Consider the following 15,126-nt stretch of genomic DNA (forward strand, 5'->3'; position numbering starts at 1 on the left):
GCCCCTCACTTCCACGACAAACTCAATACTCCAACCATCACCAACGCCGCCCCGCCTATCTGCGCGGGCGTCAATTCTTCACCCAACACATAACTGGCCATAAACAAGGTTGCCACCGGCCCCAGCGAGCCGATCAACGAGGTGTGACTGGAACCTATCATCTTGATCGCTGCCGACAGCATGAACACTGGCAGCACCGTCGAGAAAATCGCCATCAGCAAGCTCAATTGATATACCCGCATCGGCAGCAGCAAAGCCTGCGGCGGATGGGTGAGTAAAAATTGCGTCAGCGTCGCCGCGCAAGCCACCAGCATCGCGTAAGCGGTAAAGCGTGAAGCACCGATGCGGGCCACCGTTTCGCCGGTGCCGATCAGATAAGCCGAGTAAGTCAAGGTGCTAGCAAACACGAAGCCGGCTCCCAGCAACAGATGTTCAGACTGAATATTGATTTCGTCGAAAAACACCACGCCGATGCCGGCGTAACTGAGCACCAGCGCCACGACTTCCTTGCGGCCAAACGGTTTGCCCAACAGCAACGCCGACAGCACGACGACCATGGTCGGATACAGGAACAGAATCAAGCGCTCCAGCCCGGCGGAGATATATTGCAAGCCGATAAAATCAAACAAACTGGACAGGTAATAACCCAGAAAGCCCAATATCAACAGGGCCAGATAATCTCGCCGGTTTAATGGCCTAAGATCCTTTTGGCCGGCATGCCGCCAGGCGACAATCAAAAAAAACGGCGAGGAAAACAGCATGCGTAAGGCCAATAGCGTCACTGCATCCACCGGCTGGTAATACGCCAGTTTGACCAAAATGGCTTTGCCGGAAAAACCGATAGCCGCCAGGGTGGCCAGGGCAAAGCCGAATAATCGGTTGCGGTTGAATGCTGTGGTGGATTTAGTCGTTGCCATTGGGCCTCCTTAGTGATGCGGGCCTTAGGCGAGTGTCGAAGCAACTGCGGTAAGACCCGCGGTTGCTTGATTGTTTAGAAAAACGCAAACACCACGGCGGTAGGCAATGCCCACAGCCATGGGTGTCTGTTTTTTGTATCGATAGGATTACTCATGCACGAACTATATAAGCGGGCTGATGCCGCTGTCAATCTTAGCTGAACACGACTATCGCTTGAACTGACTCACCAACTCATTCAATTGCGCGGCCAATTTCACCAATTCGTTACTAGCGGCATTGGTTTGCGCGGCATCCTGCGCGGTGCGTTCGGTCAGTTGGCCGATATTGGCAATACTTTGCCCCACGTGCTGCGCAACGCGGCTTTGATTATCGGCCGCTTGCGACATCCGCGCGTTCAACTCGCGGATCTGCGTCACCCGTTCGGCAATCGCGCTTAGCCCCTGGTCGGCGCTTTGCACTTGTTCGCGGCGCTGCTCAGCGCTGTTTTTGGCATTGTTCATCACCGTGACCGCGTCTTTGGCTTCGCGTTGCAATTGATCGATGATGCTTTGAATTTCTTCGGTGGCCTTATGCGAACGTGTTGCCAAGGTACGGACTTCATCGGCCACCACCGCAAACCCGCGCCCCTGCTCGCCGGCTCTGGCGGCTTCGATGGCGGCATTCAAGGCCAACAAATTGGTTTGCTCCGCCAAGCCTTTGATTACATCCAACACCGCGCCGACACCGTTACTTTTTTGATCCAGGCGTTTGATCACTTCGGCGGCACGGTCGATTTCATTCACCAGCTCGTTGATGCCGTTGATGGCATTTTTAGTGGTCGCCGCGCCTTGCGCGGCTTCCTGGTCCGCTTCCACGGAGGCTTGCGCCGCGCCGGTCGCCCCGCCGCGCACGTCCTGCACAGAATTTTCGAGTTCGTGTATCGCTTGAATCACCGTCTCGGTTTCGCTACGTTGTTGCGTGGCCGCTTGTGAGGTTTGCCGGGCCACACCGGATATTTGGTTGGTTGCGGACGCCAATTGCTGGCTGACCGAAGACACCTGCCCCAAGCTACCGGCAAAATTCGCCAACATGGTATTAAACGACTCACTGACCTGGCCGATTTCGTCGCCGGAATCGATTTGCAACCTTTGGCGTAAATCCGACTGTCCGGCTATAGCGTTAACCGTGTCGCGCATAGTCACTAGTGGATTGACTACAATTTTGCGCATCAGCATGTTGACCAGCAACAGGCCGCCGGCGAACATCACCAAGGAAATGGCCGAAGCAATCACCAAATCGCGATTAATCTGCGCATCGAGATTCGCCAACGAAAAACTCACCCGTACTGCCCCCAACACTGTCCCCTCGCTCACCGTATGACAAGTCAGACAGTTGGTGCCGCGAAAATTGGCGCTAGCCTTGATCGGCTCCAACACGGTGATCAGGCGTCCGTTTTTGTCATTACCCGGTTGAATGATGCTTTCACCCGTCAGCGCGCGATCATCCAGATTATCAAGGGGTCTTTGCTCGGTTTTGCCTGGACCGTAAAAATCGGTAATCTGCTTACCGCGAATTAAGCGCACTTCCGTGACATTGCCATGCGACAGGGCTTTTTCGCGCAATACTTCACCCTGCGCCATCGCGTCGGTCAGCATTAGCGTATTCACGCCGTCGAAATAACTGTTGGCAATATCCCGAGCTTTATCGGTCGCCAGCGTTTGTATCATGTCTTTTTGCCTTTCCGCCATGAACAGTGTGCTGACAAACATCAGCAACAAAAATACACTGGCGATACTTAGCAATATTTTGGATTGGATTGTGGAGTTCTTGTTCATGAGATGAGCCAATGTATTGGAGTGTGTGGTGATACACCTTGGGTTGTCGGCAGCTTCCGGAAAATCTATATGTAATCTTAAGCTGACCCTTGTAATCCATGCATCAAGCATAGAACAAATCCCTACCACACGCGCTGGATATAGCAATCCGCCCAACAAGCGGTTATCCTGAATAGTGACGCCGCTCACGAATACGACTAGTTTCGCCACTTGACGCTTAACCCAGCACCTTGCCCGCGTCACGCAGAAGACCCGGCCGTAACCTGAAAAGCTTGCTTGATAACCCCAATAACCTGCCGTTTGCCCAGCCTTGGAGAGTTGCCGTGGACGATTTCTTCGGTTTTATCGCTTTTGTCCTGATTTTGGTGCCCATCGTAATAATCGCGATGTTGACCGTTCTAATGGGCCGCCAAAGACGTAACCAGGATGACCTTAATCAGGCCTTGCGCAAGATAGAAGCAGCGCTGCGCGAAGACCGCAAACTGCTGCGCGAGCTGGCAAAAGCGCAAGTAATGCCCACCAGCGAAACGCCGCAGCAACCCGCATTGTTCGAAGCGCAAACACCGGCAACGGCACAGGTGATATTCGATATTACCGACAGCCAACTGCCTGCGGAAAAAGAGCCACCGCCCCCCCCAACGACGCCGGTACCGATTGCAGAGCCAGTCCAGGAAAATCCCTGGAGTCAAAACACCTGGCAACCCGCCGAACCCAGCCGCTTCGAACTGGCGGCGCAGAAAATCCTCAAAGAAATCTGGAACTGGATCATCGTCGGCGAGGGCCATCGGCCGGAAGGCGTGGCGATGGAATATGCGGTAGCCAGCAACTGGTTGCTACGAATCGGTGTATTGATTCTGGTCACCGGCATCGGCTTTTTCCTGAAATATTCCATCGATAACGGCCTGCTCGGCGAACAAGCGCGGGTTGCCTTGTCGGTATTGGCCGGGGTCGCCATGATTATTGGCGGCGTGCGCTTGGTCGGCGGTACCTACCATCTGTTCAGCCAGGGTTTGCTGGGCGGCGGCATTGCAGTGTTGTATTTCAGCGTATTTGCCGCGCACAGTTTTTACCATCTGCTGGACGTTTACCCGACGTTTGCGTTGATGATTTTAGTCACCGCTTGCGCGGCGTTTTTGGCGATCAAGCTGGATTCGATGTTGGTCGCCATCTTTGCCATCATCGGCGGCTATTGCACGCCCATCATGCTGTCCACCGGCCAGGTGAACTTTCCCGGTTTGTTTAGTTACATGCTGTTATTGGGCACCGGCATCCTGGCGATCAATTGGTACAAGCAATGGCATTTACTAAATTTCCTGAGCTTTTTCTTTAATTACCTGCTGTTCTTCGGCTCGATGCAGAATTATCAGGTCGGCTATTTCTGGCAAGTTTTACCGTTCTTGACCGGCTTTTTTGTGCTGTATTCGACGACTGTATTTTTGTTCTGCTTGGTCAACCAAAGCAAATCGACCTTACTGGATTTGATTGGCCTGATCGTCAATGCCGCCATCTTCTTCGGCACCGCCTATCATCTAATCGACGAGGCTTACGGCCATATCTGGACCGCCTTGCTGACCGTGGCACTGGCGGCGTTTTATGTGGGCCATGTCTACTACTGTCTGGCGCGCAAGGTGGCCGATAAAGAATTGCTGATCAGCTTCATCGGCTTGGCGGCGTTCTTCGTGACCATCACCCTGCCCTTGCTGCTCTCCAATCAATGGATCACCGTCAGTTGGTCTTTGCAGGCCTTGGTGATGCTGTGGATGGCGGGCAAATTGCGCAGCGCGTTTTTACAACAAGTGGCGTATCTGCTTTACGCACTGGTGCTGGTGCGTTTTTGTTTCATCGACTTGCCCGGCCAATACGGCATGCAAATGGATAGCCAACAATCGTTCGGGGCCTTCCTGCTGGGTTTACTCGAACGGGTCATCAGCTTCGGTATCCCCATCCTGTCGCTGGCCTTGGCGTATACACTAATCGAAAAGCCGGCACCTGCTTCGCCGCTGGCTTGCGATGCCGGCAACGATGTGCCGCTATGGCTAAAAGACAATCTGCTGTTGCAAATCATCCTGCTGGTCGGCGGCGGGCTGTTGTTTGTGGTGCTGCAACTGGAATTGTTCCGCAGCTTTGCCTATCTGTATCCGCCCTTGCAATTGCCGGTGCTGACCTTGGTATGGCTGGTCATGTGCTGGCTATTGTTGAGCCGTTACGTAGCCGGTGCGGGCGATTGGCTGCTACAGGCATTAAGACTATTCCTGATCGGCGTGTTCCTGAAGATGCTGTTGTTCGATCTGCCGTCCTGGGATTTGACGCTGGGCCATATAAGCGTCGGCGACAGCGTCTGGACTTTACGCTACAGCGGCGGCTACTCGTTTGAATTGGCCTTGATGCGCTTGCTGGATTTTGCAGCGACGATAGCCTTTTTACTGATGGCCTTACGCCGCCTGACTGACCACGGAACCGACAGCGGCAATATCCGCCAGTGGCTGGGCGGTGCGGCGCTGGTCTTGTTATTTACCTTTTTAAGTCTGGAAATTAACTCGCTGTTGTATCACTATGTGCCGGGTTTGCGTTCCGGTGGCGTGTCGATCTTGTGGTCGATATTTGCGTTGACCTTGGTGTTCAACGGCATCAAGCGACAAATTGCCGCATTGCGCCTGGTCGGCTTGGCGCTGTTTGCCTTGGTAGCTTGGAAGGTGTTTTTCATTGACCTGGCCCGGCTGGAACAAATTTACCGGATCGTCGCCTTTATCGTGCTGGGCATGCTGGCACTCGGCGGCGCGTTTTTTTACATGCGTTATCAACAAACTTTTATCGGCAATACCGAAAACAAAACATGATCATGATCGCCAAATTTGCAGTGTTATGCTGCCTGTTTTTGACCCAGGCTTGGGCCGACGAAACACCGGCTTACCGGTTCAGCCGGCCGGTGCTGGCCCAGGATAACGGGCAACAAAGCCTGCTGGCCGTGCCGCTGGACAGCGCGGTGTATGCCAACACCGCCGCCGACTTTCGCGACTTGCGCCTGGTCGATCAAAACGGCGTCGAAACCCCGTATTTGCTGCAAAAAATCGCCAGCCAAAAAACGGTCAGTAAGCGCGTAGCCAGCACCAGTAAAACCGTCGATTTGCAAAAATTCGGCGACGAGGACGAAGGCTTCGTCGTGACCGTGCAACTGGACAAAAATGCCGCCAACGCCGATGGCCTGAGTCTGATCACCGACCAGCGCGACTTCGAATACGCCTTGCAAATTCACGGTTCCAACGACGGCGAGAATTGGCAACTGCTGGTCGAGCGCGCGCAGATTTACGATTATTCGCGTTATATGAGTGTCGGTAACCGCGACGTCGAATTGCCCGCGAATAGCTTCCGCCAATTCAAAATCGTCGTCGCCAAAGCCAGCCAGACCCGGGTTGCCGAACTGTTGGAATTAACCCGCACCGTGCGCGGCAGCGAGGAAGTGCAACGCCAGGAAACCACGCAACAAATCAAGGAGCCGCTTCATGTCGAGCGCATCGAGCTCTGGCATAACGCCAGCGAAACGGTTGCCGACGCCGATCAACAATTTGATTACCCGGCCGGTTTTAAAATCAAACTCGATGCCGAGCAAAAAGCCACGATCATCGACGTCGACACGCTACGGCAACCGCTGAACGGTTTGAAGCTGCAAATCATGACCCCAAACTTCAGCCGCCAAGCCGAAGTACGAATCCCGCTGACGCAAGGGCTGGAAACCCAAATGCGCACCATCGGTACCGGCACCCTGGAAGCCCTGCATTATCAAGACATCAACCGCGAACAAACCGCTATCGGTTTTCCGGAACAACGGCAAACGCGCTACCGTATTGTGATTCGTGACCAGGACAACCCGGAACTGCATATCAACACCGTCGCCGGCACTGGGCCCGGCTACCAATTGCTGTTCCTGCCGCAAACCGGCCTGGGCTACCAAATCAAATACGGCGCCGAAGCCGCCGAGGCGCCGCACTATGACACCGCACCGATCCAGGAATTATTACGCCGCGGTTACCAGAGCAATCGAGCCGGATTGGGGCCGGAAACCGAGGCCACAATCGGCGAACAGCACTTCAATGTCGCTAAACTGCTGAACAGCTCCTGGTTTCTGGGCCTGGTCATTACCTTGATGGTGGTCGTGCTGGCGTGGAGTTTGTTTCGGGTCGGCAAGCGCGTTGCCAATCTGTCTGATTCAACTGAGCGGGAATGAAGTGCGCTGTGATACCCCAGCAAATAAAAAAATGGGCGGATAAGCCTAGCGTCATCCACCAATCAACATAAATTAAAGCAATGCCACAGTGTCTACACTTGGCATCGCTTCGCCCTACTCCCCTTTTACGCTAGCTTCGCGCGATGGAGGATGATGTGCCGGCGCGACTTGGCCAGTATGCCCAGCAAACCGCCCAGGAACAGCCAAGCCGTAGTCGGCAGCGGCACGGCGGCGACCCGCAGACTGCCGTTGGTTGCCAAGTTGGAAAAGTCGAGTAGCCTGCGGTCTATGCCGGCGACACTAATGCGGTCCGGGTTTAAACTGCCGCTGAAGCCGGCGAAGTCGAATAACTTGAAAACATCGCCGGCGACCGGCGTGAAGTTACCGCCGAACACCAAGGACAGGGTGCCGTTAAAATCAAAATGGCCGATATTCAATAATTGATCGTATTGGCTGCCCGGCTGATTACCGAAGATTTCCATCGTCAGCACCGAACTGGCACCAAAGCGGGGGCTGCCGCCGTGGAAGTCGATGGCGGCCGGGCTGTTGCCGGGATTGTAGCCGCCGCGAAAAATAACGTTACCGCCAAACCCACCGGCGCCGTTGACATCGTTCAGGAAAGTCAACGTGCCCCTCGATCCAGTCACCAGACCGTTGTTGGTGAAGTCGCCCAGAATGCTGGCGCTACCGGTGTAATTCAGCGTTTCGCCGTCGCCCAAATCGATGCCGTTGATGCTGCCCAGTTCGCCGCCCTTGCCCAAACTGGTGGAAACGCCCAACTGGGCTTTATCTTTATCCAGCAACGTCACTTGATTTGAGCCGACATCGAGCTTGCCGCCAAATTCGAAACCTTCAGTGGAATTGACGTTGCCCAGCACCAGTTTGCCGTTATTGGCGCGGATGGTGTTAGCCGCCATACCGCCGCTCACTGTCGTTGTCAGCGTGCCGTAACCGGACAAGGTGCCGATGTCGTTCATATCCAGATGGCTACCGTTATGGAAGACGATTAGTCCGCCGTTCACTGCCAGCGTGCCGGCCTTTAGCGAGCCGCCGTTTAGCCATAATAGACTGCCGCTGTTGACGTTCAGGCTGTTGGTCACCGCCAAGGTTTTGCCGCTGGTCAGGGTCGTGAACGGGCTAGAAATCTCACTACGGCCCAAGGTCACGCCGTCGGCACCGGTGACGCTCAAGGTGCCGGCGAGCCAGTTAAACTGCCCGCCAGGCGCAGGGCGAACATCGTCTTGATTGACGACTTCGAGCGTGCCGCCGTTCAGATTCACGACGCCGGTGCTTAAAATGCGTAAGCGTCCGCCAACCGAAACCAGGCCCTGGTTTTCGATATTGAGCAGCCCCTTTCCACCCCGGCCGATCAACAGATCGCCTTGGTTGCGCCATTGCGAGCCGTCGCCGTTGACCATCACCTTGCCCAAGCCGCCGATGGCATTGCCGATGACCGCGCTTGCGCTTTCCACTTTTCCGCCATTTTCCACATTCAGCGTGCCGGTGCCTTGATTGCCTACCGTTAGGCTATCCCGGATAGTCCATGTCGACCCTTGGCCTTTGATGCTTGCCTCCCCCACACCGCCACTAGCGTTGCCGATAGTTGCTCTGTCGCTTTTCACGCTGCCGCCGATTTCGACGAGTAAGCTGCCATCACCCTGATCGCCGACCAACAGCTCGCTTTTGTTAAGCCATTGGGCGCCCGAACCCACTACGAGTACCCGGCCGATACTTTGCGATTTGGCGCCGACATAACCGAACTGGTTGCTGACGGTGCCGCCAGGGCCGACGAGTAACTCGCCTCTACCGCCGCGCTCGTATCCAACCGACAAATTGCCGATGCTCAGCATACTGGAGCCCGAGTCCTCGATTAAAACTTTGCCCTTGCCCTGATTGCCGATAATGGTAGATTGGCTTTCCATGCTCCCGCCCTTGACGATATTCAATTCGCCCGCACCTTGATCGCCGATAACGCTTTGGCCGCTTACGACCATGCCGCCGTTAGCGATTTTCAAACTGCCTTGGCCAGGCGAACCAATAAACAGGCTCTGATTCGTCCACCGCGATCCGGCGCCGTCTATGGTGACTAAGCTGGGATGCATGGTGTTACCGCCACCTATGGTGCTTTTGCCGGAGTTCAACACACCGCCATTGGTCACGCTCAGCGTGCCTTCACCAAGATAGCCAATGTGCAGATCGTTACTATTGGTCCAACTCGATCCCAGGCCATCGATAGTCACTTGGGCACCGTTGCCGATAGACGCCGTCTTACTGATCACCGAGCCGGAATCGAGAATATTCAGGATGGCTTTGCCGCGCGTGCCTATGTTCATGTTCCCGCTGTTGGTCCATTTCGATCCCGAGCCTTGGACGGTCATTTCCGCCGTACTTCCCTGGCCGGCGCCGATGACAGCCGAGACACTGTCCAGCGTACTCCTGCCTTTCACCAGCAATTGTGCTTGTCCGGTTTCGCCGAGAATCAATGGGTTATTGCCTGCGGAAACCCTGGCGTAGCGTAGCAAGGTCAGGGAATGGTCGCGCAAACCGGCGAATTGATTCACTTGCAAAAAGCCGCCGGGGATATTGCCGCCATCCCAGATCTGATCGGCGCCGATAATGATCGGCATATTGATGGTTTGCAGATTGCGGCTGGCGTTGACGATATTGCCGATGCTGACGATGCGATTGCCGTTTAGGGTAAACGCCCTGGCATCGGCCGCAAAGGTCATGCCCTTGAAGGCCAGGCCTTCCGGGCCGTCGTTAAGCGGCGTCAACCGGGTGTGGCCTTTGAAGACCAAGGTATCGTAATGTTTCGGCAGTAATAATGGGTCGTTATTGAGCCAATTGGTATTGGGATGAAGGAAGTCGTTGTTCGAGTAAAACCAACTGTCGCTGTCGCCGCTGCCGTCCCAAACCAGCTCAGAGGCAAGGACGGGTGAGGGCAAAAGACCTTTAGCTAGGATGCCGGCCAACGCCAGCGCTAATGGGTGAGCTTTGAAATATGGGCGGGACATGGTGCGGCTCCTGAGTAAACGATAAAAGTGTGGTCTCGGAGGCGGTTAGTGGCTAACCAATGTCCGATGGTTGGCGTTTACTGGTCATTTCTTGTGCCAATTGCCGCGAGTTTGCTGCTATTGCCCGGTAAGCGATTGTTTTAATGTTGTTTTGGTCTTGTTGTTTAAGGCATTTCAGGTTGGCGGCAATGAGCCGGCGGGCGGAAGCGGCGACGATATGTCGTTCGAGTGACGAAATATCGTTGATTGCCAGGCCGATCAGCCCGGTACGCAACGCCTAGCTTTTCGCTTTGGTCAACATACTCGTGTTTGAATGGTAAGTGGTGCTTACACCACTGCTGGCGTTGCCGAGACGTGGTTTCCAAACTCCCATTTGAAAACCAGAAAAAGCAGGATTTCAGGCTGTTAAAAATCTTTTCCAACGCATCTTATTCAGCCATCAACCCGGCGATTTGGGCTTTGGCGTTACATTGGCCGATGGCCTCGGCTATCTGAGACGGCGTGAGTTTATGTTTAACGGCAACCGTTCCATACCAATCGAATGCTTGATATTCCTTTTGCGCAAATGTGGCGATCTGGCATTTTTTAGCGGGCGAGTTGGCAAACGGCATTGGGCTATCGGCCGGCAAGGGTTCCATGCCTTCCGAGCTAGGTGCGTAAATCAAAAAATCGCCGTTCATCGCCAGGACTGCGCGGTATTGCTGGGCGGTGGTGAAATACAAATCACCGACCGCAATATCAGCTTCTGTTAGCCACAGATTTTTGTTTTTCTTAGTCTTTTTCATGGGGTGATTCATTTAAACAGGTATGGGGATTTTCAAGTATCGGGATTCGCGCGCAGTTTGGCCAGAATAAAATCGGTGTGCGAGACGCCAAGCAGGTCAGCAATCTTCCGCACCAGATACTCCTCTTGCGGATCGATAGTGCCGTCGGCATAAGCGATTTGCCAGAGAGATTTAACAAACTTTATCTTTTCCTCAGGACCAAGGCATTGGTTGATTGTTGAGGTAAATTCGTAATAATCAACCGCCTGCTGACGCTTGTGTTCCGCCTTGGCCATCAAGGCTTCAGCCTGTTCGGTGGAGAGCGAAAAGCACTTTTGCACCAAGGACAGGATTTTGGTCCGTTCGACATCTTGACAGACATCGTCCATGGTCATCATTTCGGTCATTAAGGCAGTCAAAGCCTCTTGAAGCTTTGCTTCCGCAGCCTCCGGTGGCGGTAAGGACAGGTGTTTTTCAAAAAACAGTTTAATTTGCTCGAGCATATTGGGTTTGGCATACATTGCAGATAATTAAATAACCCGTTAATCCTATTACACGGCCCCTATTTCCGAAGATTGTCATTCCGCCCAGGATCGCCGTAATCCAAATGCCATCGCGTGGTTAAGGCAGCAATAAGAAACCGGCAATAAAGTGAAATCTCCCAAGCTAACCAGCCTAAGCGTAATGAACACTCAAACCGCCAAAATCGACAATCACAAAGCCAAGTTGCCGAAAAAGCTTTATATCGCAACCGATGGCTCGTTGAAGTCATGCGTTACCGGGCCATTGCTGGAGCTGCCTATCGATTTTCAGGCGTGGCCGCCAATGGACACAAGCAATATCGTTTTGTTTGTCAACAAAGCCGCTTAGTCTCGCTACAAACCCGGGTATTTTAGCGGTTTGCCCTTGGTTACGCTGAAAGCGGGCCTTAAAGCAGCAAACACCTGGATTCGCTGCCCATCCAAGATCAGCAGCCCTTCACTGGCTTGATTGCTCCCGGCGATTCAGCATCAGGTGGGCAAGACGATTACCAGCTTCAATCAAGGGATGGATCACAAAATTGGCGCCCGCTTTTGATAATTGCTGCTCTTCCACACCGTGGTAACAAATACTGCTGATCTGCCCCGTGAAACCGCGCTTCCTAAGCTGAGCCACAGCAGTCAAACGCACCTCGAATGCCGGCACCGTCAGGATAATGCCTTTAACCTTATGCAAGGGTAAACCGCTCCATAACTCGGTGTCCTCGGCGTCGCCGTAGAGCACCCTTCTGCCGGCGGCAAGATGATATTCCAGCACGGTAGGGTCGGCATCCAAGCCAACCACCCTTTGCTCTTGCTGGCACAGGGTTTTATAGACCACGCCACCGGTTCGGCCCATGCCTATCACCAGCCATTCGGCGGCGCCGAACGAATCCGGCAGGCGGTCCGGGTGGTCGGACTTTCTTTCAAACCTCACCAGCAGTGGCTCTACCCAGGAAAACAAGCGATGGGAATAACGGTTTAACGGTGCGGCAATGGCCAGCGAACCGGCCACCGCCAAACTGATGATAGCGTTCCATTCCGCTGGCAACAGTTGAGCTTTGACGACGGCGCTGGTGGTAATCAGCGAAAATTCGCTGTACGTCGTCAAGGCCAAGGACGATACGAAAGCAGTACGCGCCCGGAGTCCGGCGACCACAAATAGACCAAAGAACAGCGCACATTGCAAAGGCAACAACGCCAGCAATTGCAAGGCGTCCATAATCTGCGCCCGGTTCGGTAAGTCACTGACACCAATCTGCAAGAAGAACGCCACCAAAAACAGCTCTTTCAAGCCCCAGAGTCTATCGCTTAACTCCTTGATCCTGGGATGATTAGCCAACATCACGCCGGTCAACAAAGCACCAATATCCGCGGCAATACCCACACTTTCCGCGGCGACGCCGCCGGCCAGCGCCAGCGTTACCCCCAACAGCAATTTCAGTTCCGAAGATCGGCTGACCGACAATACCCGATGCGCTATCGGCCGTAACAGCGGCACCAGTAACAAAGCCAATGCCCAAGGCGTAGGCTGCCTGCCTTCCGCCAGCGCCAACAAACCGATTGCCACGATGTCCTGCAAAATCAGGATACTCATGACATCCCGGCCATGCAGCGACGACAATTCGCCGTTATCTTCCAGCACCTTGATCGCCAACACGGTGCTGGAAAACGCCAAACTGAGCCCCAGCACCAAGCCGCCGGTCACTCGCTGCTCTAGCCACAGAAACACCAGCGCGGAAATCAACGCCATCAACATTAAATGCAAGCCACCGACGCTAAGCACTTCTCGACGGATCAGCGAACTGGGCTTGAGTTTTAAACCGACCGAAAACAACAATAATTCAATACCGATCTCCGCCAAATGGTGAAGATCCGGCAATACCGCAATGCCCAGGGCATGCAGTACGTAACCAGCGACCAAATAACCAACCAGCGGCGGAAAAGACAGGCGGCTGGCTACCAAACCAGCGATATATGCCGTACTAATCCAAGTTAATTCCATCATATCTATCAACCAAAATAAAAACGCCGTTTAATATATCGGGATCGTAACCTGTTTTAAAAGGTTACTGGCTAATTTTTAAACAGCTACGCCACTTGCGCCTGGATTTTCCGGACGATCTAGGCCCAACTATTTTCGCGGAAATCCCAAATTTTAGCCGTCCGAGCAAGCCCATCATCTGTACAGAAGGTTGATAGGCCGAGTGTTTTACCGCATCATCCCTATCGATTCGCCCTCCCCCTTTTTACCGGTACGCAACATGAAACACCCCGAATTCCCGTTAACCGACGAGCTGATTTATCTCAACCACGCCGCCGTAGCCCCCTGGCCGAAACGCACCCGCGCAGCGGTGATTCAATTTGCCGAACAAAACTGCCAGTTCGGCTCGCATTACTATCTGGATTGGTTGAAAAAAGAAAACGAAATCCGCCGCCAATTGCAGACCTTATTGAATGCACCCTCGGCTAACGATATTGCGCTGGTGAAAAACACCTCGGAAGCCTTGTCTTTCGTGGCCTTTGGCTTACCCTGGCAAGCCGGCGACAACATCGTCTCCAGCAACGAAGAATTCCCGTCCAACCGCCTGCCCTGGCAAGCCTTGGCCGAGCGCGGCGTCGAGTTTAGAGAAGCCGATTTGCACAGTGCCGCAACCCCGGAAGATGCCCTGTTTGCGCTGGTGGATGGCAATACCCGTTTGTTGACCATCAGTTCCATTCAATTCGCCTCCGGCCTGCGCATGGATCTGGAACGCATCGGCGAATTTTGCAAACAGCGCGGCATTTTGTTTTGCATCGACGCGATTCAAAGCTTGGGCGCGGTGCAATTTGATGTGCAAGCTTATCACGCCGACTTCGTAATGGCCGACGGCCATAAATGGCTGTTCGGCCCGGAAGGCCTAGGGGTGTTTTATACCAACCCGGCCGCGCGCGACCGGCTCAAGCTGAGCCAGTACGGTTGGCACATGATGAAGGACACCCATAACTACGAAAACCTGCCATGGGAGATCCATCCCGGCGCCCGCCGCTTCGAATGCGGCAGCCCGAACATGTTAGGCATTCACGCCTTGTCCGCCAGTTTGTCTTTATTGCTGGAAACCGGCATGCCGACGGTCGAGGCGCTGGTTTTGGAACGCAGCAACTACCTGCGCGACGCCATCAGCGCCAACGCCGAGCTGATTTTACTGTCGCAGCGGCACAGCCGTTTGCAGTCCGGCATCGTCAACTTCAAACACCGATCCATAGACAATGAGGTGCTTTATAAGCATTTGCAAAAAAATGGTGTGGTTTGTGCCCTACGCGGCGGCGGAATCCGCTTTTCCGCGCATTTTTACAATACATTGGTGGAATTGGATCGGGCACTAATACTGGCCACAGCGGTTTCGGAATAACATTCGCCGAACTGTATTGGTACGAATATTCTCGCTAACTTTTGCCTGATTAAACGGGCCGAAGGCATAGACAGCCGCTTTGCCCAGACTTCCATAGCACCCGTGCGGGTTTCCGGCCGCTGCGAGGGCGTCCTAAAAAGTCCCGGCGGCATATAAAATTCCCTCGTCTGCGTCCCCCAATATCCCGAATGCACATCCGGCTGACGGGAAGGTGCCGCCAAGCGGTTTAGCGGTGCCGCCACAAGAACCGGCGGCACCGCTGGACATCTCGAGATTGCCCTCCGAATGTTTTTACATGCCCACGGCGCGCTTTAAAATGCGGTTGCAGCCACGGGAAGTGTGGTCTCAATCATTTGATGAACACACTGCCGTCGATAGACCCAACTACTTGATAACGGCTACCAGAACAAACATCTTGTTACGGAGCAGGACCCACTCCTGATTTTTTGTATAAAAACCGGAGATGCGCTTGGTGAATGGACAG

The 15,126-nt window shown here is 54.1% G+C and carries 10 protein-coding genes; 4 read left to right on the plus strand and 6 right to left on the minus strand.

The window, feature by feature from the left end:
• Positions 1–5: 5 nt before the first annotated feature.
• Both ACWAU0_RS21880 and ACWAU0_RS21885 read right to left on the minus strand, forming a co-directional pair.
• Positions 6–917, minus strand: a complete 912-nt coding sequence (locus ACWAU0_RS21880; protein ID WP_458137945.1) for a DMT family transporter — start codon at positions 915–917, stop codon at positions 6–8.
• A gap of 207 nt (positions 918–1,124) precedes the next feature.
• Positions 1,125–2,732 (minus strand): methyl-accepting chemotaxis protein, encoded by a 1,608-nt coding sequence (locus ACWAU0_RS21885; RefSeq protein ID WP_458137946.1) that lies wholly within the window; start codon positions 2,730–2,732, stop codon positions 1,125–1,127.
• A gap of 323 nt (positions 2,733–3,055) precedes the next feature.
• Here ACWAU0_RS21885 and ACWAU0_RS21890 point away from each other — a divergent pair, with 323 nt between their 5' ends.
• The gene (locus ACWAU0_RS21890; RefSeq protein WP_458137947.1) at positions 3,056–5,569 is read left to right on the plus strand and encodes a DUF2339 domain-containing protein; all 2,514 of its coding nucleotides are present in this window, start codon (positions 3,056–3,058) and stop codon (positions 5,567–5,569) included.
• A gap of 2 nt (positions 5,570–5,571) precedes the next feature.
• On the plus strand, positions 5,572–6,954 hold the full coding sequence (locus tag ACWAU0_RS21895; RefSeq protein WP_523070837.1) for a hypothetical protein: 1,383 nt from the start codon (positions 5,572–5,574) through the stop codon (positions 6,952–6,954).
• A gap of 125 nt (positions 6,955–7,079) precedes the next feature.
• Here ACWAU0_RS21895 and ACWAU0_RS21900 read toward each other — a convergent pair whose 3' ends face one another.
• From ACWAU0_RS21900 to ACWAU0_RS21910, 3 genes are all read right to left on the minus strand, one after another.
• Complete coding sequence (locus ACWAU0_RS21900) at positions 7,080–9,968, minus strand: hypothetical protein (protein WP_458137949.1); 2,889 nt, start codon at positions 9,966–9,968, stop codon at positions 7,080–7,082.
• Between the two features lie 428 nt (positions 9,969–10,396).
• Positions 10,397–10,753 carry a hypothetical protein gene (locus ACWAU0_RS21905; RefSeq protein WP_033155747.1) on the minus strand — a complete coding sequence of 119 codons (357 nt, stop codon included), beginning with the start codon at positions 10,751–10,753 and terminating at the stop codon, positions 10,397–10,399.
• Between the two features lie 32 nt (positions 10,754–10,785).
• Complete coding sequence (locus tag ACWAU0_RS21910; RefSeq protein ID WP_458137950.1) at positions 10,786–11,235, minus strand: tellurite resistance TerB family protein; 450 nt, start codon at positions 11,233–11,235, stop codon at positions 10,786–10,788.
• A 181-nt stretch (positions 11,236–11,416) separates the two neighbouring features.
• Here ACWAU0_RS21910 and ACWAU0_RS21915 point away from each other — a divergent pair, with 181 nt between their 5' ends.
• Complete coding sequence (locus ACWAU0_RS21915) at positions 11,417–11,602, plus strand: hypothetical protein (protein ID WP_458137951.1); 186 nt, start codon at positions 11,417–11,419, stop codon at positions 11,600–11,602.
• Positions 11,603–11,710: 108 nt separating this feature from the next.
• On the opposite strand, the gene ACWAU0_RS21920 is transcribed toward ACWAU0_RS21915, so the two are convergent.
• A complete protein-coding gene (locus ACWAU0_RS21920) occupies positions 11,711–13,258 on the minus strand; it encodes a cation:proton antiporter domain-containing protein (RefSeq protein WP_033155266.1) in 1,548 nt (515 codons plus the stop codon).
• A 256-nt stretch (positions 13,259–13,514) separates the two neighbouring features.
• On the opposite strand from ACWAU0_RS21920, the gene ACWAU0_RS21925 reads away from it, so the two are divergent.
• Positions 13,515–14,642, plus strand: a complete 1,128-nt coding sequence (locus ACWAU0_RS21925; RefSeq protein WP_458137952.1) for an aminotransferase class V-fold PLP-dependent enzyme — start codon at positions 13,515–13,517, stop codon at positions 14,640–14,642.
• The last annotated feature ends 484 nt before the right edge of the window (positions 14,643–15,126 follow it).

The sequence above is a fragment of the Methylomonas sp. Uni0009 genome (assembly GCF_054188105.3).